This window comes from Clostridium estertheticum, assembly GCF_026650985.1.
Classification (GTDB): domain Bacteria; phylum Bacillota; class Clostridia; order Clostridiales; family Clostridiaceae; genus Clostridium_AD; species Clostridium_AD estertheticum_C.
Window position 1 is genome coordinate 1162692 of record NZ_CP086239.1, and the last position, 25851, is coordinate 1188542.

24 protein-coding genes and 1 pseudogene are annotated in these 25851 nt (G+C 29.3%); 20 read left to right on the forward strand and 5 right to left on the reverse strand.

Features of this window, described 5'->3' with window-relative positions; genetic code table 11:
• Positions 1 to 25 precede the first annotated feature (25 nt).
• The 3 genes from LL038_RS05870 (at position 26) to LL038_RS05880 (ending at position 3590) form a co-directional block, all read left to right on the forward strand.
• Positions 26 to 1561, forward strand: a complete 1536-nt coding sequence (locus LL038_RS05870) for a hypothetical protein (RefSeq protein ID WP_216121420.1) — start codon at positions 26 to 28, stop codon at positions 1559 to 1561.
• Between the two features lie 158 nt (positions 1562 to 1719).
• Positions 1720 to 1986, forward strand: coding sequence for a putative Se/S carrier-like protein (locus LL038_RS05875; protein WP_216121418.1), 267 nt, complete (start codon positions 1720 to 1722; stop codon positions 1984 to 1986).
• A gap of 113 nt (positions 1987 to 2099) precedes the next feature.
• Entirely contained in the window at positions 2100 to 3590 is a 1491-nt protein-coding gene (locus tag LL038_RS05880; protein ID WP_216121416.1) for a YncE family protein, read from the forward strand.
• Positions 3591 to 3672: 82 nt separating this feature from the next.
• Here LL038_RS05880 and LL038_RS05885 read toward each other — a convergent pair whose 3' ends face one another.
• Positions 3673 to 3951, reverse strand: a complete 279-nt coding sequence (locus LL038_RS05885; RefSeq protein WP_216108462.1) for a hypothetical protein — start codon at positions 3949 to 3951, stop codon at positions 3673 to 3675.
• A gap of 255 nt (positions 3952 to 4206) precedes the next feature.
• On the opposite strand from LL038_RS05885, the gene LL038_RS05890 reads away from it, so the two are divergent.
• The 3 genes from LL038_RS05890 (at position 4207) to LL038_RS05900 (ending at position 6715) form a co-directional block, all read left to right on the forward strand.
• Positions 4207 to 5577 (forward strand): TRAP transporter permease, encoded by a 1371-nt coding sequence (locus LL038_RS05890; RefSeq protein WP_216121414.1) that lies wholly within the window; start codon positions 4207 to 4209, stop codon positions 5575 to 5577.
• A 115-nt stretch (positions 5578 to 5692) separates the two neighbouring features.
• Complete coding sequence (locus tag LL038_RS05895) at positions 5693 to 6031, forward strand: arsenate reductase family protein (RefSeq protein WP_216121412.1); 339 nt, start codon at positions 5693 to 5695, stop codon at positions 6029 to 6031.
• Between the two features lie 24 nt (positions 6032 to 6055).
• On the forward strand, positions 6056 to 6715 hold the full coding sequence (locus tag LL038_RS05900) for an HD domain-containing protein (protein ID WP_216121410.1): 660 nt from the start codon (positions 6056 to 6058) through the stop codon (positions 6713 to 6715).
• A gap of 181 nt (positions 6716 to 6896) precedes the next feature.
• Here LL038_RS05900 and LL038_RS05905 read toward each other — a convergent pair whose 3' ends face one another.
• On the reverse strand, positions 6897 to 7109 hold the full coding sequence (locus LL038_RS05905) for a helix-turn-helix domain-containing protein (protein WP_071612893.1): 213 nt from the start codon (positions 7107 to 7109) through the stop codon (positions 6897 to 6899).
• A gap of 371 nt (positions 7110 to 7480) precedes the next feature.
• Between LL038_RS05905 and LL038_RS05910 the strand changes: the two genes are divergently transcribed.
• Positions 7481 to 8167, forward strand: a complete 687-nt coding sequence (locus tag LL038_RS05910; protein WP_216121409.1) for a response regulator transcription factor — start codon at positions 7481 to 7483, stop codon at positions 8165 to 8167.
• Complete coding sequence (locus LL038_RS05915; RefSeq protein WP_216121407.1) at positions 8157 to 9665, forward strand: sensor histidine kinase; 1509 nt, start codon at positions 8157 to 8159, stop codon at positions 9663 to 9665. The genes LL038_RS05910 and LL038_RS05915 overlap by 11 nt, the downstream gene beginning before the upstream one ends.
• 179 nt (positions 9666 to 9844) lie before the next feature.
• Here the strand turns inward: LL038_RS05915 and LL038_RS05920 are convergent, their stop codons facing one another.
• The 3 genes from LL038_RS05920 to LL038_RS05930 form a co-directional block, all read right to left on the reverse strand.
• A complete protein-coding gene (locus tag LL038_RS05920; RefSeq protein ID WP_216121405.1) occupies positions 9845 to 10375 on the reverse strand; it encodes an amidase domain-containing protein in 531 nt (176 codons plus the stop codon).
• A 110-nt stretch (positions 10376 to 10485) separates the two neighbouring features.
• Positions 10486 to 11409, reverse strand: a complete 924-nt coding sequence (locus LL038_RS05925) for a DMT family transporter (protein ID WP_216121403.1) — start codon at positions 11407 to 11409, stop codon at positions 10486 to 10488.
• Positions 11402 to 12241: an AraC family ligand binding domain-containing protein gene (locus tag LL038_RS05930; protein ID WP_216121401.1), complete on the reverse strand. Its 840-nt coding sequence runs from the start codon at positions 12239 to 12241 to the stop codon at positions 11402 to 11404. Before LL038_RS05930 ends, LL038_RS05925 begins: the two co-directional genes overlap by 8 nt.
• A gap of 669 nt (positions 12242 to 12910) precedes the next feature.
• Here LL038_RS05930 and LL038_RS05935 point away from each other — a divergent pair.
• From LL038_RS05935 to LL038_RS05990, 12 genes and pseudogenes are all read left to right on the forward strand, one after another.
• A complete protein-coding gene (locus LL038_RS05935; RefSeq protein WP_216121399.1) occupies positions 12911 to 13810 on the forward strand; it encodes a hypothetical protein in 900 nt (299 codons plus the stop codon).
• Positions 13811 to 14158: 348 nt separating this feature from the next.
• Positions 14159 to 14392, forward strand: coding sequence for a type I restriction-modification enzyme R subunit C-terminal domain-containing protein (locus tag LL038_RS05940; protein WP_253199863.1), 234 nt, complete (start codon positions 14159 to 14161; stop codon positions 14390 to 14392).
• A gap of 116 nt (positions 14393 to 14508) precedes the next feature.
• Positions 14509 to 14667 (forward strand): annotated as a pseudogene (locus LL038_RS05945) (PC4/YdbC family ssDNA-binding protein); the annotation flags it as partial.
• Positions 14668 to 14791: 124 nt separating this feature from the next.
• Positions 14792 to 14992, forward strand: a complete 201-nt coding sequence (locus LL038_RS05950; protein WP_253199862.1) for a YegP family protein — start codon at positions 14792 to 14794, stop codon at positions 14990 to 14992.
• Between the two features lie 156 nt (positions 14993 to 15148).
• Positions 15149 to 15394, forward strand: coding sequence for a hypothetical protein (locus LL038_RS05955; protein WP_216121397.1), 246 nt, complete (start codon positions 15149 to 15151; stop codon positions 15392 to 15394).
• Between the two features lie 538 nt (positions 15395 to 15932).
• Positions 15933 to 17438, forward strand: coding sequence for a protein kinase domain-containing protein (locus tag LL038_RS05960; protein ID WP_216121394.1), 1506 nt, complete (start codon positions 15933 to 15935; stop codon positions 17436 to 17438).
• 405 nt (positions 17439 to 17843) lie between these two features.
• Positions 17844 to 18194 (forward strand): recombinase family protein, encoded by a 351-nt coding sequence (locus LL038_RS05965; protein WP_268056004.1) that lies wholly within the window; start codon positions 17844 to 17846, stop codon positions 18192 to 18194.
• Positions 18151 to 18825, forward strand: coding sequence for a zinc ribbon domain-containing protein (locus tag LL038_RS05970; RefSeq protein WP_268056005.1), 675 nt, complete (start codon positions 18151 to 18153; stop codon positions 18823 to 18825). Before LL038_RS05965 ends, LL038_RS05970 begins: the two co-directional genes overlap by 44 nt.
• Positions 18826 to 18844: 19 nt before the next feature.
• Complete coding sequence (locus LL038_RS05975) at positions 18845 to 18976, forward strand: hypothetical protein (RefSeq protein WP_268056006.1); 132 nt, start codon at positions 18845 to 18847, stop codon at positions 18974 to 18976.
• A 634-nt stretch (positions 18977 to 19610) separates the two neighbouring features.
• Complete coding sequence (locus tag LL038_RS05980) at positions 19611 to 21662, forward strand: hypothetical protein (protein ID WP_216121391.1); 2052 nt, start codon at positions 19611 to 19613, stop codon at positions 21660 to 21662.
• A gap of 364 nt (positions 21663 to 22026) precedes the next feature.
• The gene (locus LL038_RS05985) at positions 22027 to 22983 is read left to right on the forward strand and encodes a hypothetical protein (RefSeq protein ID WP_253199861.1); all 957 of its coding nucleotides are present in this window, start codon (positions 22027 to 22029) and stop codon (positions 22981 to 22983) included.
• Between the two features lie 152 nt (positions 22984 to 23135).
• Entirely contained in the window at positions 23136 to 25388 is a 2253-nt protein-coding gene (locus LL038_RS05990) for a nitrilase-related carbon-nitrogen hydrolase (RefSeq protein WP_216121389.1), read from the forward strand.
• The last annotated feature ends 463 nt before the right edge of the window (positions 25389 to 25851 follow it).

A 25851-nucleotide genomic window follows, 5' to 3' on the forward strand; every position in this document is an offset into this window, starting at 1 on the left:
TAATTTCTATAAGGAGATGAGCAATATGATATTATGTAGTCCATGTTTATTATACGATGATGAAAATCATATATGGAAATTTTATGTAAATGATAATAGAGAACTAGTATATAGTATTATGTACAATGAAGATAAATGGACTAAAGAAAAGAAGATTGACAATGAAGTTATAGATTTTGTGGTAAGCTTAGACATAGATAACAAAATTTTCATTATATATAGTGTCAAACTCGGAGAACTTAAGTACTGTGTATGGGAAGCTAATAATTGGCTTGGAAAAACTATTTATACTTTTGGAAATAAACACTATGAGATGTCAGAATTAACTATTATTACAATTCATAAATCAATAAATATATTTTTCATTGCCAAAAGTAACATAGATAAAATAAACTGTTCTTTAATTCATTTATGCTTAAATAAGGACGATAGTATATTTAATACAATAGATACCATACCATTTCAAAAAGATATTTTTTTTCATTATGAAGTACAGAGGTTAGAAAATGATAATTTATCTTTGATATTTATTAAAGGTGAAAAAGATGAAGCAGTACTAAATTTCATAGAATACAGAAATAATAAATGGAGTATTCCAAAAAGATTATATGGCATTATCGGTAGTAATGTTAACTTTTATACATTATTGTATTTAGATAATATAAATATAATGAATTTGTCTAAAGAAGGTCCTTTATATCTGTTAGAACATGTACTAATTGAACCTGATGGGAAAATGAAAAATTATAAAGTACATGAAACGTCTTATAAACCAAATAACTTTTGTCTGGTTGAAATTAAAGGAATTCTTTGGGCAATATGGTCTGAAGGTAAAAATATTTTTGTGTCTTCATATAACCACAAATGGAGTGAACCGCTTAAATATTATACAGAAACAACCGATGAGTTTTTAATATACAAATATTTATCTTTAAGCGATAAAAATAATGATATAAAGTGTAGATATGTATTAGGAACAAATTCTTTTGAAATAAATTTAGTGTTACCTACCTACACAAATGATTATCATACTAGTGATCTTCCCAAAACAAATAAAGCAGATAAAAAAGTAACATTAGATTCTACTGTTGAAAAATCCAAAAATAATTTACAAGAAGAAATTTTGATTTTAAAAAAAGAAAATGGGGATTTGAAAAAAGAGCTTATAGATTTGCAAATAAAGTATCAACAAAAACTAAGAGTTATAGAGGAATCAGAGGATAACTTCTTTAGACTTACAACTGCAAAGAAAAAGGCTGAAGAAAAACTTTCTATAATAGCTGAAATTCAAAAAACTTCTATGGAAAAGTTAAAGGTAATGGAAGTTGAAAAAATATCTAGTACTGTACTACTAGATGAATTAACAAATAAATCACAGCAACTTGCTAATGAATATGAGGGATTAAAAAAGCAGAAAATAGCTAAATCTAATGTTATAAGCGAATTGAAAAATAAATTGCAACAATTAACTAGTGAAAAGGAATCATTAAGGCAAGATTTAGATTTTGAAAAAAGCATAGGTATTGTAGATAGAATTTTTAAAAAAAAGTCTGAAAAATAAATATCATATTAATATAAGAAACTCAAAATAAAATATTTCACTTTAAATAAGTAAGATGAATTTAGTTAGCACAATAGTAATATGTTTTCATATTATACAATATCCACTTATCTTATTTAATATAAACTTGATTAGCAACAAGGGGGGTGTACAAGACTATGCAAGTAGAAGAAACTGAGTATTTAGTTGTTTACCCAGGGCATAATACTACAACACTTCTGTACCAAAGGCTTTTAAAGAAGTCTTGCAATGTTGAATTAGTATCAACACCAATAAAAATTTCTTATGGTTGCAGTCTATCTATTAAATTTAAAGAAATCTATATTGATATTGTTAATGCTGAAATTCTAAAAATCAGTATAAAACCCAAAGGGGTATACAGAATTATTAAAAAACCAAAATTTAATAACTACGAAATGGTTTAGTTTATAATTGTATTATTTTGGATTTGGGTTTTCCGAATCCTTTTTTTAGTTTGTGCATATTTTATGAAGTTAAAGCATATTTTCTATTAATAAGGCTAAAGGGTGTGATTAGAATGGATACAATTACAAGAAAAAATTTTTATTTTGTTTCAAATATTAAAACTGGAACTTTAACGATAATTGACGGTCTTTGCAATACAATATTAAAAGAAATAACAGTTGGAAAAAGGCCATATAAATTAGCAATAAAAGATAATAATACTATTGGAATTGCATGTGATTTAAGTAATACAATTTCTTTTGTTAATTGTAAAAGTTGCGAAACGAAGGAACACTTTATTTCTAATAATGGTAATTTATTAATAGATAAAACAAATCAAAAAATATATGTTTCAGACACCTCCGAAGTAACTATCTATGATATGAATTTAGATAAAATAATAAATCGAATTAGAGGATTTTCAGCAATTACCGATATAAAGATTAACACCGAAGGCACTAAACTCTATGTATTAGATACGTTATTAAAAGAGTTAAGAATTTATAGTACTGATACTTATACACTTATAAATTTAATTGGAAACGTAGGTATTAATCCAAGATGCCTTTTAATTTTAAAAGACGATAAAACAGCATATATTTCAACGAAGATTGATATATTAAAAATAGATATTGATTCAAACCTTATTACTAAACTAATTCTTCCAAAAGGGTCTTTAATGAATGGAATGATATTAAAAGGAAATACCTTATATGCATCAAACTCAGGGCTAAATAGAATAGAATTAATTGATATTCATACTAATAAATCATATAAGTATATTCTTACCTCAAGGACTGAACCTATGGGGCTTTTTATAACTGATGACAATACGAAACTACTAATAGCTAATAGAAGTTGCGATGATTATGGTGGAATTGATATAATAGATTTAAAATCAAATTGTTTGATTAGTTCGATTCTCATGAATACAATTAATAGTCAACCCTATGATATTATTTCAGTTAACCTTCCTTTTACATACGCTCAACCAGTTGCAATTACTAATTTAAATCCAGATAGTAAACAAATAACAATATTAGCAAAAAGAATATTTGCATCATACAATGAAAATATAAATTTTCCTATTATAAGTTTTAATTTACCTAAAGAGATAAATTCATCTTACATTTACAAATGTACAAAATTTGAACCAGGTATAATAGTGCCATCCTCAGAACGCAGGAGATATATACCTTCAACATCTGAATTCTCAAGTATTAAATTTATTGCAAGAGTTAACTATATAATTTATTATCTTAAAAATAATATAAATAAATGCATAAATGGATTTTTTGAAAAACCTATAGATGTTCTTTTGGATATTACCAAAGAACTTAATTTAAATGAGTTTGAGCTTAATATTAAAACGACTACCAAATTTATAAATAATCCAAAATTTTTGAATAATGTACTAAGCTTTGGCGTTAGTAGTTTAATGGAGTTAAAAGTAATAGGCGAAGCTGAAATATATCTTAATAATTTAAAAGAAACTGATAACTTCGAAGAATTTACTATTTTTGATGGCTCAATTTTTCCTGATGATACAATAATTCCTTTTTAAATATTATTAAATTTAAGATTTGTAGATTCTTATAATAAAAAGAAAAGCGAGTAGGTAGCAATAGAACTTAATTATTAAGTTTCTATTGCTCTTTTTCGCTTGGTTTTAATTCTTCTATTACAAATTTATCAAAATAAATTTCCTCTATAAAATTATTTTCATCAAAACTTGTTTTACGTCTTTTATTATATTCAGTGACATTGGGTTTCAGCCAATAAGGTGTTGAAACATCAAATTTGTAACATAAATCTGTTATACATATTTTTAGATTTTCTTGGTAACTATCGTCTATTTCCGATATTGTAACTTCATCTCTTATAATTCTATTATCCTTTATTAATTTGCCCCAAATCTTTAACATCTCGGCCTCCTTACTTGTCTTTTTTATCAAAACATATATTTTATAGCCTAATATTTTTTGATAGTCCTAAGTTTATCATAATTATTAAATAAAGTCATGTTATATATTAAGCATATCTTATTTGTTTTTCATATTTTATGAAACAGTATAAGTTGATTATTTTTGTGAAATATTGCACATACTGAATTTAATATATCTTCTAAATATAATTTATATAGTATGTTTAAGTATAAGACATAGGAGGTTTAAAAATACATGGTAAATTTAGGTGTAATACATTATGCATATATCATTATCATTCTAATAATTACTATTATAATTTCTATGAAGAAAGATGTAATACTTCCATGTATTTTAGGAATTGGAGTAATTGGTTATATATTTACAGGAAGTATCCTAAGTGCTGTTCAAATCATATATAAGGCTATAGTGGTATCAGGAAAAGAATTCATTGAAATAGTTGTAGTTATTGCGCTAGTTAATGCAATGTCTAGTGCATTAAATGATTTGGGTGCAGATGAACTAATTATAAAACCTATAAGAAAATTAATGATAAACAAAACTATATCATTCTTTGTTCTAGGTATTACCGTAACTTTGACTTCCTGGTTTATTTGGCCAACACCAGCCATAGTATTCATAGGAGCGCTAATGGTGCCTGCAGCAATACAATCTGGATTACCACCAGTATGGGCAGCAGTAGTTTTATGTCTATTCGGTAATGGTGTAGCCTTATCAAGCGATTTTGTTCTTCAAGCAGCACCATCAATAACTGCGAAAACTGCAAACTTGCCTAATGCATTAGGAATAATTAGAAAATGTCTGCCATTTTGGGGTGTAATGAGTATAGTCACTATTACTATAGCATTTATACTCATGAGAAGAAACAAACCTACAGGCATTAAGGCAAATGAATCTATAATTGAACCCAAGAAGTCACCACAAAGCAATTTAACAGGCAAAAAAGTAATGGCAATAGCTACTCCTTGTGCATTTATATTAGATATAGTTTTTATAAAAAAACTTAACTTCATAGGATCTGAATCAACAGCCCTAATAGGTGGAACGGCATCAATAATAATGATTATTTGCTCTATACTTAATACTAATTTTAAAACGTCATTAGGCGAAGTTACTAAATATGTTAAAAATGGTTTCACTTTTGGTATAAATATTTTTGCTCCAATTATAATTATCGGTGCTTTCTTTTTTCTAGGAAGTGCAGGTAGTGCAGTTGATATATTGGGTAATGGGGCCACTGGGATTCTAAGTGATATTGGAGTGTATGCCGCAAGTAAGATACCTTTATCTAAATATTCGGTTGTAGGTATACAAACAGCAGTAAGCACTCTTCTTGGTCTTAGCGGTTCAGGATTCGCTGGCCTTCCGTTAGTTGGAACTTTAGCTAATACCTTTTCAACCACAATTAATATAGACAAAGAACAGATTGCAGCATTTGGTCAAATAATTACCATTTGGATAGGCGGAGGAACTATAATTCCTTGGAGCGTGGTTGCCGCAGCTGGAATATGTAAGGTTGAACCTTTTGAGGTTGCAAGGAAGAATATTATTCCTGTAACTTGTGGAATAGTTGCTACAGTAATATTAGCACTATTAATTTTATAATTATTAGTGCTAATATTTTAATTAATAGTGTCTAAATTCTAATTAATAGTGACCTATGCTTTAATTAATGGTAGCATGATAGATATACTAATACACTTAAGGAGAGTTTACATAAATGAATATTCAATTTTTCGGAACAAAAAAATGTTTTGATACAAAAAAAGCTGAACGATATTTCAAGGAAAGAAATATAAAGTATCAATTTATTGATATAAATATTAAAGGCCTTAGTAAAGGTGAGCTACAAAGCGTAAAAAGATCTGTAGGCTTAAATAATTTAATTAACACAAATGCAAAAGACTATAAAAAATCAAACTTAAACCAAATTAGGGGAGAGGAGATTAAAGAAGAAATTTTATTAAAAAACCCTCAGCTTCTTAAAACTCCTATAGTTCGTAATGGGAAAGATGCTACTGTTGGTTATGTCCCAGAAATATGGACAACCTGGGAATAATAATATTACGTAGGAGGCGTTTTAATGGATAAGGAACTAATTACAAATAAAACAATGGAATATGTAAAAAGCAAACTAGAAGGGGAAGGAACAGGGCATGATTTCTTTCATATATTGAGAGTTTACAAAACGGCACTCTATATATCTAAAAAAGAAGGGGCCGATTTATTTGTTGTTGGTTTAACTGCCTTATTACATGACATTGCAGATTGGAAATTTAATGATGGCAACAGTGATATAGGACCCAGACTTACGAAAGACTGGTTAGAGAGCTTAGAAGTTGATGATGTTACTATTAATAAAATTACTATGATAATAAGAACTATGTCATTTAAAGGCGGCACTACAAATTCTAAACAAGAAACAATAGAAGGTAAGGTAGTTCAAGATGCTGATAGATTAGATGCAATCGGTGCTATAGGAATTGCAAGAGCCTTTGCTTATGGTGGATATAAAAGGAGGGAATTATACAATCCTAATATTAAACCACAAAAATATAAAGATTTTGATCAATATAAGGTAAGTGTGGATACCACGGTTAATCATTTTTATGAAAAACTTTTATTACTAAAAGATTTAATGAATACTAAATCAGGTAAAACTATGGCAGAAGAAAGACATAAATTCATGATAACATATTTAGAGCACTTTTTTGGAGAGTGGGATTGTATTGAAACAAATTAAATCATCTCCTGCGGAGCTGCAATATTAACGACTTCAGAAGGAGATTTATACTCACACTGACATTTTCGTTTTGTTAGGGTATGTAACTCCAACTTATAGAAGTGGGAGACTTTCCTTCTGAAATGTCGTTAAAAGTTAAGGTGGATTAACTTTTATAGTTAAATCCACCTATTAAAGTTACTTAAATCATTCTAAGTTCGTCTATATTAACACAGAGAATAGTTGCTATTGTTTCGATTATATTAAAAGATGGATTTTTTTTACTTCCTCGTTCCAGTTCTTCTAAATAAGTCTGTGATACATGTACACTCAAATTCTTAGATAAAGTTGATATATCTTTGCTTGTTAAAGATTTATTAAGTCTTAATTCTCTAATTTTAGCTCCATTAAGCATATAAAAACCTCCCTATATAGATATATAATACATATAAGCTGATATCTTTATTATACTAAGTTGTACAAGTTAAGTATACTATGAATAAAAGAAATAGCTATGTTATTATTATGTTTTTTTTATTAAGATTAGAAGCGAATTATAAAAAGTTACTAGTTATAGAGTAGTTCATTAACACAGAGTTTAGTAGTTGTAAAGTTAGTTCACGTTTTGTTAACATATTCGCCATTCATGTGCCATAATATATCTTTATTATATAATTAGGGCTAAAAATAATAGCATTAAAAAGAAAATAAGGTATGATTATTGTAGGTATTGTAAATACCAACCAATTTTGTTTATATTAAATTTGTAATTAAGGAGAATTTTATATGATGGAAACTATTTTAATAGTTGATGATGAAGAAAGAATTAGAAATCTTGTATCCATTTACTTAAGGAAGGAACAATATAATATTCTGCAAGCTGAAAATGGCAGAGAAGCTATAAATGTCTTTAATAAAAATACAGTAGATTTGGTTATTTTAGATGTAATGATGCCAATCATGGATGGCTGGGATGTATGTAAGGAAATAAGAAAGACTTCTAACATTCCAGTTATAATGCTTACTGCTAAATCCGAGGAAGATGATGAATTATTAGGCTTTGAATTAGGCACTGATCATTATATTACAAAACCTTTTGTTCCAAAACTACTAGTAGCTAAAGTTAAAGCAATTATAAGGCGAACTTATAGCACTGAGAGTGTTGTAAAAGAAGAAGACAACTTTGATGGACTTGTAGTTGATAATTTAAGCCATGAGGTTACAGTAGACAATGTCGAAATCAACCTATCTCCGAAAGAATTTGAACTATTAAATTATTTTATACTTAATAAAAGAATTGTATTAAGTAGGGAAAAAATATTAGATGCTTTATGGGGTATTGACTATTTTGGAGATCTAAGGACAGTTGATACAGTTATAAAAAGATTAAGAGAAAAGTTAGGTGAAAAATCTTACCTTATATCAACAGTAAGAGGTACTGGATACAAATTCGAGGTGAGAAATGAAAAGTAAAAAGAGCATTACAAGAAAACTTTTCTTTATAACTTCTATAGTTTTTGTAGTTTTTATAACTACTAATTTAATAGTTCAATCTGCATTTTTTGGACAATTTTATATAAAATGGAAAAGTGACACTTTGTCACATGACCTCATTAAATTTAAAGATAAATATAGTTTACTTAAAACAAATGATGAAGAGACCAGCTTAATTAGTACTTTTGAAGATCAGAATAATTATAAGATAATTATAAGAGATAAAGCAGGTAATTTAAAATATCTTACAAAAACTGTTGACGCAAGAAAGGACTCTATAAAAGCAAGAATTATGGATCAGCTAATGTCGACTCAAATAGAAACTATAGGTGGAGTTGCTAAATTCAAAAAAGATAAAAAACCTTCGATTTTCCTTACTGATAATAACCTAGAACTAGAAGTAAGTGCAACCAGTATTTCCTACAGTGTTGCCGGTATTTCCTATGATGAAAAAAAAGATGAATTTATATACGTATATACTTCATTACAACCGGTAAATGAAGCAGTTCAAGTTATTAAAGAATTTTACTATTATTTTTATATAGGAGCCATAGTAATAATTTTATTTCTTTCTTTAATTTATTCAAATATGATTGCAAAACCATTGATAAAAATAACTAAAACAGCAGGTAAAATGGCAAAACTTGACTTTTCAGAAAAATGTGTGGTAAAAAGTAATGATGAAATTGGGGCTTTAGCGACTTCGCTTAACCTTCTTTCAGAAAATTTAAATGAATCATTAACATCACTTAAAGATGCTAATTCAAAGTTAGAAAAAGATATTGAAAAAGAAAAGAAATTAACAGAAATGAGAAAAGACTTTGTGGCAGCGGTCTCTCATGAACTTAAAACACCTATAACCCTTATAGAAGGGTATACTCAAGCATTAAATGATGATATTTTAGAAGGCGAAGAAAAACAATATTTTATTGATGTAATAATGGATGAATCAAGGAAAATGAACAACTTAGTATCTGATATGCTAAATCTATCTCAACTAGAGTCAGGAAATTTTAATTTGGTTCAAGAAGATTTTTATATCGATGAATTAGTAAAACCACTTGCTAAGAAATTTTCATCCATGCTTAATGAAAAAGACATTAAACTTAGTGTGAATTTAGTTCAAAACATAAAAGTAACTGCCGATTGGAACAGAATAGAACAAGTCCTAACGAATTATATGACTAATGCAATAAGACATGTTAATAATGGTGGAACAATAGCCGTGACAATGCTCGATAGAGAAGATAGTATCTGCGTAGAAGTTGAAAATAGCGGAAGTAAAATTGATGAAGCTGAATCGGATAAAATATGGGATACTTTTTATAAAATAGATAAATCAAGGACTAGAAAACTTGGAGGTACTGGGCTAGGGCTTTCAATAGTTAAAAACATAATATTACTTCATGGTGGTAGTTGTGGAGTGGCGAACACGGAAATGGGAGTTAAATTCTATTTTATTTTAACAAAACAATAATGATTTATATATTTTAATTTGTAGGGTAGCACCTGGTTCCATTACCTTTGCACTAATTCCAACAGGTAACTGCTCTACAAAATATAAGGCACAAGTGGCTTTTTACCTAAATCGTCATAAGGTTAAAGGAGAAATTACTTAATTTAATTTAATCTGCCTACTGTATAAAAACTATAATTTCATAGGACTATTTTTAGAAAATGTATGTGATTAGCCGGCCATGAATTTTTATAAAATATATCTAGTGCCTGAAATGAATGTTGGGAAATTAAAGGCTGTGAATATCTAAAAGAGGTGATAATGGCAGAGTGAAAAATTTTTCCATTATCATCTTCAAAAAACATTAAGTCACCTAATTCAAGCAATCTAATATCGTTTACTTCAAAACCCTTTATTCCTGAAGCCTTAGATTGGTAGTTATTTTTCAAAAGCCAATAAAGAGAATGCGCCACCGCCCATGAAATAGACCATGTGTCATCCTTAGTACTTATGTTATTAGATTTATGATACCACCAAGGATGTGATACATTATATAGCATAGGTGATCCACCTGCTAGTAGACACTGCGATAAAAAGTTCGCACAATCTCCACTAGTCTCATTATTAATAAGCGGGAAGTACCTAAAGCTCTGGTTTGGAAACAATGCATAGGTTCTTGCATATTTAACAGCATTTACTCTAGAATACTGATTTGTTCTAAAAAACTCCATGTTACTCTCCATAAAATTACTATAATTAAATACTATGATAAAAATAGCCTGAAGGTTCATAAAAAAAAAATTTATTGAATTTCTTTTCATCTATTACTATAATGCATTTCTTATCTTGTTGTAGTATCAAACATTTTCCACCTTAATTTTACAATTGATTTCCCTTCTGAAATAAAAAGCCCTGCTAATGTAAGTATAATTCCTAGTATTGCGATTCCTGTAATATTTTCGTGTAACAAAATGGCAGACGAAACAACTGCAATTACAGGTACTATATAAATATATACACTTGTCTTTATAGCTCCCAGCACTTTGACAGAAAAGTTCCAAGTTACAAAACATAGTGCTGAAGCACCAAACCCTAAATATAAAATATTAAGCAGGTTAGACAAGTTAGTAAACCTGTTTAAATCCAGCCTGAAATGAAATATGAATATGGATGGAATCATAAAAAACAATCCATAAAAAAACACTTTGCGTGTACAGCCGATAGTATTGAAGTGAAATTCGCTGATTTTTTTCATAAGGACAGAATAAACAGCCCATACAATTGCAGCAAGCGCCGCCAATATACTGCCTAAAGGATTTATTTTTAAAACAATATTTTCATTGAATCCAATCAAGACAATACCTAAGATAGCCACTATAAACCCAATAAAAAAGCGTAATGTCAGCTTTTCGGAGCCTAAAAACTGCTGCGCAAAAATTGCAGTGAAAAATGGGGCTATAGAAATAATGACACCCACATTGGACGCAAGTGTATAGGTTAATGCAATGTTTTCTAAAAGAAAGTACAAAGTTACTCCAAATAGCCCAGCTGCTACAAAATATAGTTCTTGTTTGACATTTAAAGTTTTAATTCGGTGCGGGTATACTATCAGTAATGATATGTATCCAATTATAAATCGAAAAATTAAGATCTCTATTGGCGTGAAATCATTCAATAATATTTTAGTAGAAACAAAAGTTGTTCCCCAGATCAAAATTGTGATAAGTGCCGACAAATGTCCAGTTGTAGTTTTTGTATCATTCATTATCGCTCCTCCTAGATCCTTCTGTAAAAATATTCATGTATTGCTTAGGTGTAAGTCCAATAAGCTTTTTAAAAAAGTTTGTAAAATGGCTTTGGTCTGTAAAACCTGTTTGCAATGCCACATCTATCGGAGCAATTTGCTGTTCTAAAAGTTTCTTTGCATTACCAATTCTTATAGTTTCAAGATAACAATATGGTGATATTCCCTTTTGCTTGGTAAAAGAGCGTAACAAGTAATATTTACTTATTCCAGTTAAATCACTTAAATCATTTAGCGTAATACTTTTCATGTAGTTATTTTCTAAAAAATCACACACTGCCTTGATTTCGGTGTTTGGTGGTTGTGTTGTAACAGCTGCACCTGCATGATCATATTCAGCTATTAATTGTTCAATTATAAGTAAAAAGATTTCCTCCTTTTTAAAATCTTTTTCCTCATGCATTATCATGTGATGTAACTCGCTCAAAGAAGATAGTAGATCGCTGCGAAACAGGACAGTTTCTGTAAAATAGGGCAAATACTCTTTACCGGTTATTTCATGGACAACTTTTTTCATTACATCAGGCTCAATATTGATACATCGGTAGTCAAGTGTTCTACCATCAACTTGTTTGCAGTTATGGTTGTCATGAGGATTAAACAGGGTTAAATCACCCGTTTTAACGGTATATTCTTTGTTTTTGCAGGATAAATATCGTTTCCCACTCTCAATAAAGCCAATAACATAATACTCATGAAAATGGTTTGGAAATTTCTGCATTATGCCTTTGAAATTATAGGCTTCTATATTTAAGTCTAAATCAAAACAAACAGTTCGGGTCTCGTTTTGCATTTATGCTCCTCCTTTCCAGTTATCTGTTTTCAATGATAACAAAAATAAATATATAGGTCTTGTATGATATTGCTTATCCTCAAGTTATATGACATTAGTATAATATGTAATTATTAAACATTCAATTTAATAATTATTTACAATACTCAAGATAAAGGCTGCTTCCTCTTTTTGATAATTAACTTTCCTTAATCAATAACATTAAATACCTATGCATCCTGCATTTTTATGTATTAATTTATTTATGCTATCTATAAATTTCGATATTTATTTCAATTAAAACCATTCAATATAATAAAAGTTATATTGAATGGTTTTGTTTTTGCTTTAAATTTCGCTTTTTCACTCATTTTATATGTGATTTTTCTTATTTTGTGGTATACTTGTATTGTAAACATTATGTTTACATATATAAAACCTACATAAACAATAGTATACAAAGGTATACAAATAAACAATTGTAAAAACAAATAACTATTTGTCACTAAATTTATAAATAAATTGATAATAAATGGACCAACAGAAGTATTTTACATGATATTATTAATATTGAAGCGACCCTGGAGATGATTTAATAGGCAGTAGTAATGTTTCAGCTATAAATGGGTTTAAATGTAAAAATAATTGAATTAATTATATAAAATACTGGTCTAAGAGAGGACGAATAAGATGGATGCAATATTAAGCGTAAGAATAAGTGATGAGGTAAAACAAAAGTTTAATGAATTAGCTCAAAGCGAAGGTATAAACAATAAAGAATTTATGGAGCAAGTAGTTAAATACTATGAATTAAATAGAGCAAGAGAAGAAGACAGTACTATGACCTCGGATATAAATGAATTACAAACAATAACAAATAGGATATCCGAGATATATATAAATATAGTAGAAAGAAACAATATAAAAATCTTAGAGGTGAAAAATGTTCATAAAAATGAGTTAGTAGATAAAGAGAAAGAAGTTCAAAAGCTTTACGAAAATATCGTTTCATTAAAAGAAGAGAAAAAAGAAGAGAATAAAAAAATTACTTTACTTGAAAAAGAGCAATCCGATAATAAACATATTGTCAAGGAATTACAGGAAAACACTAAGAGTTTGAAAACACTAAATAACATGCAGGGTGAAAAAATATTAAAACTAAATGAAACCAATGAAAAATATATTAAATATAAAGATGAAATCTTAGTCCTAAAAACAGAACTTGATAAACTAACAAATGAGAATATACAATTTAAGTTGGATTTATCAAATAAAAATGAGGAAGCAAGAAGATTAACAAACCAGGTAGATGAATCAAATCAAATTAACAAGAATAAGATAGATGAGCTAGAAACAAAAGCTAAACAAGATATTGAAATGCAAAAGGAAAGAGCAATCTTTCAAATGGATAAAGAACTTTTAAAATTAAAAGAGCAACAACAATTAAAGATGCAAGAATTACAAGAAAGATTTAATGATCGAATTAATGGATTACTAAAAGAAAAAGAGGAAGCTGCGGAGAAATTTAAAAATATGGTTTCAGAAATAAATGAAGCTCGAACTGAGCAGTTTAGTATTAAAGAAAAGTAGCATCATTAGTAGCAATTCAGCTTCAAGTGGTAGGTAAAGTAAGAGAATGAAAGGATTAGTGAATTATTACTGGTCTTTTATTTTGTAATACCACTATGAGTAGTATAAAACTATTGACTGAATTGGAGAAAAATCTGATAGGGCGACCACAGCGGTGAATTGAGTCTGGGAAATTTTGACTTGGAAATGGGAAATAACTAAAAGTAAATCGCTATGTAGAAGAAAATAAAAATAGTATAGCTATTCATAAATTACGTAATAATGTTCCATTAAGTGCTATGGAATATAAAGCATTAGAAAAATATATTTACGGGAGAACTTGGTACTAAAGAAGATTATGAGACACAATTGGGTAATACTTCTTTTGGATTATTAGTAAGGAAAATAGCAAAATTAGAGTACGAAGCTGATATTAAAGTATTCTCTAAATTTATTAATGACCAATCACTTGATCAAAACCAGATAGTATTTGTAAAGAAAGTTATTGATTATATAGTTCAGAATGGATATGTAGAGAATGTAATGGATTTAGCAAAACCGCCCTTTGATAAACCATATAAATTTGTAAAATATTTGATATAAAAAACAGAGAGATTGCTCAAATTGTTAATAGTGTAAAAGACAATGCCATGAAAATAGTAGGTTAGGTATAAATAAAAAAAGGTTTATGCTGTTACGATATTGAATCAGCTTAATGATGGAAGAAGGAATTAAACCTAATAAGTTGTAATGATAAACAAGCTAAATATGATAATAAAGAATGGGATGCGCAACATAAGAAAATGGGAAAGGGTATTAGTTTATCTGTAGAGGAATTAAAGAAGCTTAAGGATATTTTAGATAGTATTGAATTATAATTTATTAATACGAAAATGATGTAAATATTTATATTTAATTGTAAATTATTGATAATTATAAGCGAATATGTTATCATGAATATGTAATAAAGAACTTTTTATGAATTTATGGGGAGGTTTTATAATGATGTTTTCTTCATCAACGAATAATCCTAAGTTTGAAATATCAAAAAGTAGTAATGACAAATATTATTTTGTACTAAAGGCTGGTAATGGCGAGGTTATTGCAACAAGTCAAATGTATTCAACAAAAGAAAGTTGTAAAAAAGGGATTCAATCAGTTAAAGATAATGCAGCTATTGCAGAAATAAAAGATTTAGCATAACATAAACTTTATTAATCTATAATTATTTTAAAACACCAGCAACATTTGCGACTGGTGTTTTATTTTGTCTAAAAATATATAAATTGTAAACTTTCAGGAGTATAATTAAATTATTATTAAATTGAAAAAAACAATGTTAAACCAGAAATATATAATATGTTTATGTTTAATAATATAATTAAAAGTCTAATACCAGTAGTGATTGTAACTTTTTCAAATCAAGACGTCGTTGGATTATTGAATGAGTTTGATGTTAATTCTCAATATCGAGATTTATGCGGAGAAAATTATGGTAAAATTTATAATGATTTATGGTACTATTTAGAAGATTATAAGGATATTATCATAGATAAAGTAGGAAGAAATTATATCTGGATGGTTCTAAAAAATCGATTTTACTAGAAAAGATAAAAAGTTTTTTATAATAAAGGTATATGTGTGCTATTAAACATATATCAATATATTTTACTAAAAAGTTTTAAGTCAAGTAATAAAAAGTTGTTAGGTGCTATTATTAAGCATAATCGATAGGTTAATAACAATGGCTATTCACAACTTGGCGGTAATCAATACTTGATATAGCCAGTAAAACTGTAGCTTAAAATAAATGCTTTGGAACCAAAAGTAGATATGAATGATGATAAAACTACTGTATGGATAGATTGGACTAAGAAAAAGGTTTATTGGTTTCACCCAACTGTGGCGAGGACAGATGAATTATTTGGTAAAAGAGATCATGAGAAAGATTAGGAACAGAAAGCACTTTAAGATATTCATACAGAATATGAGGAACTAAATCCAAAATCAATACAGGCAAAATATTATGAGTGAAGCTAATATAATATTTGGTCAGTATAGTAAGTAGATAGACCTAAGTATAATACAGTCTAGTAGGGGATTTTTTAATATTTTAAATAGAGATTAAAAAGGGGTAAAGGGAATGATTTCTGATAACAGTATAAGATATTTTGCAGAACTATTTAATGGTGATATAGATGGATTATATGGGTATAAATCCGGAGGAAATCTTGTAAGTTTTTTTAATAGTAATTATGGTATGAATGATAGCTATGGACAAGGATTTCCGTCAAGATGGGTATACACACATGATAAGTTAGTTAATTTACATAATAGCAACAAGATGGACTCTTTCTTAACATTAATTTTAGGTAATAAATTTATTATGGGGGATTCTAATATAAATGAAGTTGAAGCTATAGAAAAAGGCATAGAAGTTTTAAAAAAGTTGAATGAGATTTTTAAGGTAGATGGGTATATTGTTGTGAAAAGAAATGAAAAATATTATTTAGTTGAAGAAGAAAAGGATTTAAAGTATATAGGTGGAGGAGGATTTGCAAAAGTATATAAAAGGGAGTCTACAGGGGTAATAGTAAAAAAGCTTAAAGATGAGTTCCTAGCAGATAGAGGTATAAGAAGTAGATTCAAAAACGAATTTGAGATTACCAAATCATTAGGTAACGTAGCAGGAATTATTAATGTATATGAGTATTTTGAAGATAGTTGTTCATATTCGATGGAAGAAGGGGAACTAACATTACAGGAATATGTAGAAAAGTATGATTTAACACATGAGTACAAGCTAACTTGTATTCGACAGGTTTTATATATAATGGGGCAGGTTCATTCAAGAGATATAATACATCGTGATATAAGTCCCAATAATGTACTACTATTTAGTGGTATGCTAAAAATATCAGACTTTGGGTTAGGGAAGGATTTGAATATTTTAAACTCTCATCAAACTGTTTATACGAATGCAGTTGGTCAGTTTTCTTATTGTGCTCCAGAACAATTCATGCTTCTTAAGAATGGAGATAAGAAGAGTGACGTGTATTCATTGGGAAGGTTAATTAATTTTATCATGACAAAAGATCCTAATAATTATCAGCATATACTTAGAGGGGTAATAGAAAAAGCTACCAGTTCGAACTCAATATTTAGGTATAATGATGCCAATGAATTGCTTAAGAATATTGAAAAAAGTATTAAGTATCATGAAAATACAGAGAATACAGAATTAGTAAAACAAAAAGCACTCAGTGGGATAATAGATATTGATGTTGAGAGTTTTATTTATGAATTAAATGGTGAAAAATTGTGTTCAAATATTATTGATAGAGCAAAGTTTATTGATACTTTAATAAACTTTATGGGTATTAGTGAAGAAAGGTCTTTGCACATTGTACAAGGAGTATCAGAAAATTATAAGGATAATTGTAAGGAGTGGGATGATTATGATCCAATTGCAAACTTAATGTACAGGGTTATTAAAGGCACGTTTACATTCACAGTCAAGGAAATAGCTGCGATTGTAATGCATGAAATAGCTTATGGTGCAAATCGATTTGGTGTCAGGGACTTAGTAAAAAATTTGATAGAAGAGGGGGTAGATCCAATGCTAGAGGAAATATTAAGTGAGAGTTAGTAAGTAGTAGATGATCAGGTAACAGGTGTTTTCCAATGGTGAAGTAAGATGTTCACTATTGGAAGGGGTACTTAGATGATTTAAATGCAGCATAAAGTAAAGATTTACGGTATTTGAAAAATCTTTCGGAGCGGATTAACATTAAAAGCAATAAGTAAAGAAGCAGAATTACAATAAAAAAAGTGTGGCGTATATTATGTGAGAATTTTTAATAGAATTGTTGATCATTTAGTTGAAATCTAGCAGAACCATGTGACAATAATAATTAAACTTTAATGGATACTATAAAGATTAATAAAGTAAATACTAAGATTGAAAGATAAGATTAAAAGAACTGCATCAGGAGCTAATGAGTTTAGTAAGACTAAATGCTAATATGTGCTTTGATTAAGAAGTCTATGATGGGTGTATGAAATAAGCCGTAGTATTTCAGAAAACGTTACATGGAGACAGCACAAGAGGTTTGCATATGGTAAAGTAAGCCTACCATATGGACATTTCCTTGGTTATGAAAAAGGCGAAGATGGAATACCTAAAATTGTGGAAAAGGAAACCTCAATTGCTAGAATGATTTATAAATTGTTCATTAATGGCAAGACACCATCAGGAATTGCAAAGCATTTAACTACAAATAAAATTCCAACTCCCGCTGGTAAGGAAGTTTGGCAACAAAGCACAGTACTGAGCATTCTTAAGAACGAAAAGTATAAAGGTGACGCTATGTTGCAAAAAAGCTTTACAGTGGATATTCACTAAGAAAAAGAAAATTAATGATGAAGAAATTCCACAGTATTATGTTGAAAATAGCTGCCTTGCAATTATTATTCCAGAGGTGTTTGACCTAGTTCAGCATGAGCTTAAGAAACGTAAAAATGCCAAAGGTTACAAAACAAGCGGAGGATATTTTTTAGGCAGAATAGTATGTGGGGTGTGCGGTAGCTTCTACGGAAGTAGGGTGTGGCACTCCACCAGTAAATACTTAAGGGTTATATGGCAGTGCAATTATAAATTCAAAAATGATGAAAGGTGTAGCACACCTCATCTTTACGAGGATACCTTAAAACCGGTCTTCCTTGATGCTTTTAATAGCCTACTCGCAAATAAAGAAGAAATATTACAAGGCTATGAAGCTATAATTCAAGCCTTGACCGATACTTCAAAAATTGATAAGGAGAGGGTAAAGCTACAGAGTGAAATTGAGGTTGTTACTGAACTGCTGCAAAAGTGTGTTGAGGAAAATGCACACATCACTTTAGATCAAGCAGAGTATAAGAAAAGATACACAACACTTGCAGAGCGTTATGAAAATATAAAAAATGGACTTGATGAAATAAACGATAAACGTCTTGAGCGAAGAGCTAAGCGTGAGAGCATTGAGCTTTTATAAAGAAATGGAGAAAAGAGATATGTTAGTATCAGAGTTTGATGACGAACTTTGGAATGCCACCATTGAAAAAGTGTTGGTGCATTCAGAACACGATATAACTTTTATTAGAGTTAGATTGGAAGAGATAAGAACACCCACAGAGTTGATGTAAAAGTTAACTTTGTGGGTGGTTTTTGTATAATAATATAGAAATTTGACGAACTAACTTAATGTTAAAATTATGTAGAATGATATACAATTATAGTGAGGAATTATGTATGATTATATATAAAAATGAAGAAGATTATGAGGTGTAAATTAATGAATAGGGGTTTTAAATATTTAACAGACATGTATGGAGATAGTGGAGCTAGAATCAAATTTGAAGAAATATGTTTAAGTTAATGCAAAATATGTTCGAATCAGCATATACAGTTCAATGCTATCCAGGAGATGATGGGATTGATATATATGTTAGAGAAAAAGAAAAAACAATTGTATATCAATGCAAATATTTCGTAGATAGCAAGAAGGCAATTTCCAGTTGCCTCCTTGCACCTCGGAGGAACTAACATAAGTTGGGAATGAAATGGACAACCTATGTTTGATAATTCCAGGTTATTAAAGAAAATGATTTTGGCATAAAAAGGAAGAACAAAATAATAGCATTTGCGATAGATAGGTGGAGTTTTGATTAATACTCCTTCTGGAGATTAATCTGTTTGTAAAAGATATTTATAAGGGTCAGTAGCAAGAGAATGCACTGACATTATAAATAACAATGAATGAAAGAAGGGGAGAAAAATATGAGCGACGAATATCAATCAGATATTTTAAAGAATCTTATATTAAATTCAAGTGAAGGGCAAAATATTGAGCTACAAAATACAAACATTTCAATCATATATTTTGGAAATCCAATGTTTTTTATTTTACCCAATAACGACTCTGACAAAGGTATATTAGTGGAGGTTAAACATAATGTACTCTCTCAATTCATTGGAGAAGAAAAATTTAATATGCTTTTGGAAAAATTGAATGAAAAGGAAAATTCAATAATTGTATCTGAAAAACCTTTTTTTAATGGAATCACAATTAGTGGCAACGTTACTGAAGTTACTGATCCATTCAATATAGAGAAATATGTTAGGGTTATTAGCGCCAAAAGGATAATAAGTTGTATGAAGAATCATTGGAAAAGAGGACATATATTATTCAAAGGTGAAAACAAGTCATATTTACATGTCAATGAAGGTTTAAGAGGTAGGTTAGCTAGAGGTCTTAAACCTTATGTTCATACCAATATTTTTAGATATCTTACTCAGGAAATAAACACTCAATTTAATGGAGAAAAAGAAAAGTTTTTTGAAATTATTGAATGTGAAAAATGTAAAGAGATAGAAATATATCATGTTTTTGAAATTGCTAATAGATTATGTGATAGAAGGTACTGTAGGAAATGTTCAGAAAGTAGTAAATATAATAATCTTATGGAAGTCCCGTTTTCAGATACATTTCTAATTGATATATTTACTGAATTTAGTACTTTTTTTGAAAAATATATGCATCAGGGTAAAGTTCCTCCCGATTGCATGATTGATAAACTATTAAGGTATTCAAAATTAGATCATCAATTAGAGATAGGCGTTGTCTATGATGATTTAAGAAATGAGTATAAAAAAAGGTTTCAAAAATTAAATTATGACATTATGGTTCAATTAGAAAAAGTTGTAAAACAGGCTGAAAAGAATAAGTTAAAATTTGAAGAGTTTCTTAAATATGATGAAAAGTTTACAACATTAGAAAGTTCTCAAACAACAACAGATATCGCTCTAGTATTTAATAGTATTTATAAAAAGGCTAAGGTTAAAATCCAAGAATTTTATTATCCAAATCCAATTACAACCGTTAAATCAGATGAATTTATTGACATGACTAAAATTGATGACGTGGATTTTAATTCAATAATAAATCTATATAAAGATACTTTTGACTTAATCGGAGATCATTGGTTTCTTGCAAATTTAGCAAAAGTAGTTAAAAATGCGCCAATTATAGAAGATTGTATTACCGCTGATTTATATGGTTCAAATTTGTTAAATAAGACTTTGAAATTAACAAAGCAAACTGATTTGCATGACATCATAGAAGATATTTATAATGTGAAAATCAGAAATGCAATTGCACATCCAGGAAGAGTAGTAGATAAAGCGAATAACGAAATAAAAATATATGATAAAGGTTGTTTGATAGATACAATTAAAATTACTGAATTTTTAAAAAATGTTGAGAAACTTATTAATTTCCATGTCGAATTAACCTATGTGAAATATAGGTTGGCAATGAAGAAAGATACAAATTTTCTAATGACGGGTGGAATTCTGTCATTTCAACCTGAGTTTTATACTAAACCAAATGAAAATGAAAAACCCCATTTAGTAATTAATCAATTAGCAAATTTTAAATCTTTTAGAGATAGCAATAAAGATTTTTGGTCTAAAAACATTGATGTAGAAATAATTGGAGAAAAAGAAGGAATTAGTTTCTCCGTTAAAAGAAATAAATCTAATTTTTTTGAAACTCTCGAGGTTAGAGAAACGTCATGGGGAGCAAGTAATCATATTAAAGAGTGGGTGAAGATGGCATTGAAAGAAAAGGAAATTATTGTAACACATAGATATTGCTACATTCCGATTGATATTAAATCAGGTGAAGAAAATTTGCAATGGATACCTATTAAGATACCTATATACCCATTAAAAAATGAACAGGAAGTATTTATAAAATCGATGAACGAATGTGGTAAAATAGCAATTACGAGTGACATAGAGAAGAAATTCGAAAAATTTATTTCATAGAGTAGTATTATAATTGTTTACGTATCAGTTTCTGTACAGGTGTTTTATAATTAACTAAAACTCATTCTTAATGTGGTTTCTTTTCACTTTTTCTATGAATTCAAAAATGATGTTCTAAAAGACTATGTAATATTTAAAGAGATATTGATTGAGTTTCATAGGTATTATGGTTTGGAGCAATTCAACTTAAAGGAAATAGACAAGTATTTATGGCTGTTAGGGGGGGGGGAAGTTTTCGAAGAATTATGGTAAGAATAAATGAGATTAATTGGGAGCTGAGCTAATGGATTTGATTAATATAAAGGTAAGACATAAAGTGTTTGGTGAAGGAATTATTGTAGCTAATGATAATTGATATATCACTGTGAGGTTTCAGAATGATGAAAAGAAGTTCTTATATTCCAATGCTTTTGATGGATATCTAACAACTGAAAGCAGCTACATTGCTGAGAGTATTAAACAAGAAATAGAAATTATCCAAAAGATTGAGAAAGAGAAAAAAGAACGTTTGGCTGAATTGGAACAAGAAAATCAAATTCAAAGAAGTAATAGTGATAAATATATAAAAGTTAAAACAAAGGTTTATCCACGTGCCAATATTGCGTTCAAGTGTAATTTTTGTGATGGAGGACACTCTGATGAACAAGTTGGTTTTAATGGTGTTTGTAGTGATGATATAATCACAAATAATATTAGATTAGAGAAACGCACATGGTGCAGTTCTGATGATTGTGCTTGCGGACAATACCTAAACTGTGATATCACCCGTTCTGAGTTAGAAGATGTATGTACTAATGGTGGTTTCGTTTGTTATGAAAGTCAAATGCTTAGGGATTGGAAGGCACTTGCAGGTATTGTGCAAACAGGTGAAAGAAAGGGTCAACCTATGAAATTAAACAAAGTGCAAAATAATAGCTTGTGTGTATTAACAACCCGTGATCCTAATTCTATGGAAAGTGATAGATACATATTTGGGGTATTTCTTGTAGATGAAACATATGAAGGGGATAATCAAGATGAAGGATATGTAACTACAAAATCTAAGTACCGTATTAAACTTTACCCGAAAGAAGCACACAAAATGTTGTTTTGGAATTATCACGCAAATGATAACCAACCAGAGGTAGCAGTTTGGAGTTCAGGGTTGCATAGATACTTTGAAGATGAACAGGCTATCCAAATACTACAAGATATTGCAAAATTGAAACAAGGCACTGAGAAAGAGGAATTGGCTAATGAGTTTTTATTATATTTTGCTAGAATAAATGATGTTGATATTAGTAATGTACCAGAAAAGAGCGGAGCATTGAAAAAATTATAATTGTGTTGATAAAGGAGGAGAAGGTATTATATGTGTATACAAAATAAGAATTTTATCTAGCAATATTTGCTATGGTCCAGAACCTTCCTTTAAAGATGAAATAGAACAACATTTAACTATAAAACTTAGAAGAATAAAATGGAGAGGTGAAAATGGCAAAAATTAATTGGATGGATATTACTAGAGAAAATGTTATAAAAGCGATTGAGATTTTTCATGCTGAAAATACAGAGTATCCAAGCTCAAAGTCCACATTTCTTATATATAATGGCAAGAAGCTTCCTGCTAAGCATATTCGTGGAATGGCATACAAGGTGGCATATGGAAAAGAAATTAGCAAGAATGATTTCGGCGGTGGCATGGAGACGATGCGTTTTTTTGAAAGACTGGGATTTGAAATATTTTATACAGGTAAATCAGAGCATATAGATAAAAAATCAGTTATAAAGCAAAAACAATCAAAACAGACGATTGGAGCAGTACAAGCACAGTTAATTATGAATGCAAAACAGGCATCAGCCGATAAAATTAAAATTCCAGCAAAAGCTGTCATAGAGCAGAAAAATGCATTACAGCTACTGCTTAATAGAATTTTTAATGGAGACATTGTATGTGAAAAAACATTCCCTTGGTTGAAGGCACCAGATATAATCGAAGGAGATTATGAGAATTTATACAAATCGATATCTGAGTATAGAGGAGATAAAGCATTTGCTAAGAGAAATGTTCAATTAAGATGTGATTTCGTTTGTGAAAGTGAAAAATTGATTATTGAGTATGATGAAAGGCAGCATTTTTCACAGGCAAGAAAAGTATCATTGTTGTCTTATCCAGATATTTCAGTGTACTTTGATAGACAACTATGGATACAGGCATGTAAGGATATAAATGCAAAAGATGGACAGCCGGTGAATCGGGATGAAGTAAGAGCTTATTATGATAGCATAAGAGATATCGAATCCAGTAAGCAAGGATATAAATTAGTTAGAATAATGCATGGACAGACAGATTTTGAAGCTGATGGGGCAGAAGAGAGTTTAAAAAAGCTACTGAATATAAAATTGGAAGTTGCGATAAATACTAAGATACAGAGCAATGATGGTTTGAAAATAGGGTTATATCTGCAGACTAATGAACTTAAAAATGGAGCAGATTTTGCAAATGCTATTGAGATTGTGAAAAAATCTGACTTCGATATTTTTGTATTACCAGAGCTTTCATATTGCTCTTTTCATTCTTTATTAACAAATGCAGATATATGTATTAAAGAAGATATAAATAATATTTTTAAAGCTTGCATTAATCTTAGTGAAGAAATTGGAAAAGCTGTGATTGTAAGCAGTGTAGATGTGTATGGCACCATTTTTAGTGTTTTTTCTAATGCACTTGCAAATGAAACTGAAACAGCTAATGCGTTATATATTAAGCATACTATGACTGAATGTTCTGCATTAGAATTAGAAGAGTATCGTGAAATTTCCAAGTCAATGTTTGAACCTATTTTATATAAAGGGTATAGGATAGGAATGACGATCTGTTATGACTGCAATCATTCATTGTTTAGTAGGATGTATGGAATAAAAGGTGTTGATGTTATTATTAACAGCACTGGCGGTAATGTTGTTTATGATAAGTGGTATAAATATAACAAAGTTAGAGCAATAGAAAATGCTTGCTATAATTTCGTTACAATGGGTGGTGATGGAACAGTCGCAAATCCACATTCATATGTATATGGTTTTAATGCAATTGGCAAAGAACTAAAACCATACAATATTATGAAGAAAACGACTGCGTTAAATTTACCGGGAAGCATCTATGTTTATGATACATCATTGGATGATGGTTGTGCAGCGAAAGATAAAAGCCATAACCAATCAAAAACTCGTAACAAGAATTATCAGCTAGAGATACCAGTTGGTGGTATCAATGAACTCTTGAGTCAATCAAAAAGATTGACCGATGGAATATATGTTTATAAAGTTAAGGATAAGAATGTTGTATTTTGCTTAGTTGAAGGAAATGATATTCTGAAACCAGAAAAAGTCCTCCCTTTACTATATGCTAAGGAACTAACGGAAATCAGTAATAAGAGGTATATTGTTGTGAATAAACACAAGTATATTGAAGATGAGATTTTCTCAAATAAGCTATCTGTGGTATTAAAGGTTCGTTCTATGGAGAACTTTTGTGCAGTTATTATAGAATCAGATAATATTAATGAGTGTTATCAGTGTGGTAAAAATCGTACTGCACAGGTTTTGCAATCAGAAAATGGAAAATTTGGTATAGACTTAGATAGAACTACGGGGCCAGAAGCTATATGGAAAAACAAAGAGGGTATGAAAGCCAGTTGGCGTGAAAATTTTGAGTGGTTAATTCATGAGATGGATAAAAATTTATAATATGTCCAAATGTAGATAAGTATTCAATAATAATAGACTTATTCCCAAGAACAGAAGCAATCAAAAATATTAAGATTTACAGCTTCAACCCGGGTTGACATCAATACGAGCCTTTTGAACTATCTGATATTGTTTACCAATATAGAGGGGTGTGCACCTTTTAGCAGAAGTACTATACAATTTAGCAGAATTAAAATTAATAGCTTTAATAAAAAAAGCCGCTAAATTGTATCAAACTTATAGTTATTAGACAAGATGAAAGTAGAAGTATTTCAGAAAATTCCACATGGGGCATAAGACGGAAATTTGAGCAGGGAAAAGTAACAGTCAATTGCACAAAGTTTCTAGGCTACGATAAAGGCGATGATGGTAATCTAGTTATTAATGCGAAACAAGCCAAGATAGTTAAGAGGATTTATACAGGTTACCTTATGGCAAAGGTCCCAATAGAATAGCTAAGGAA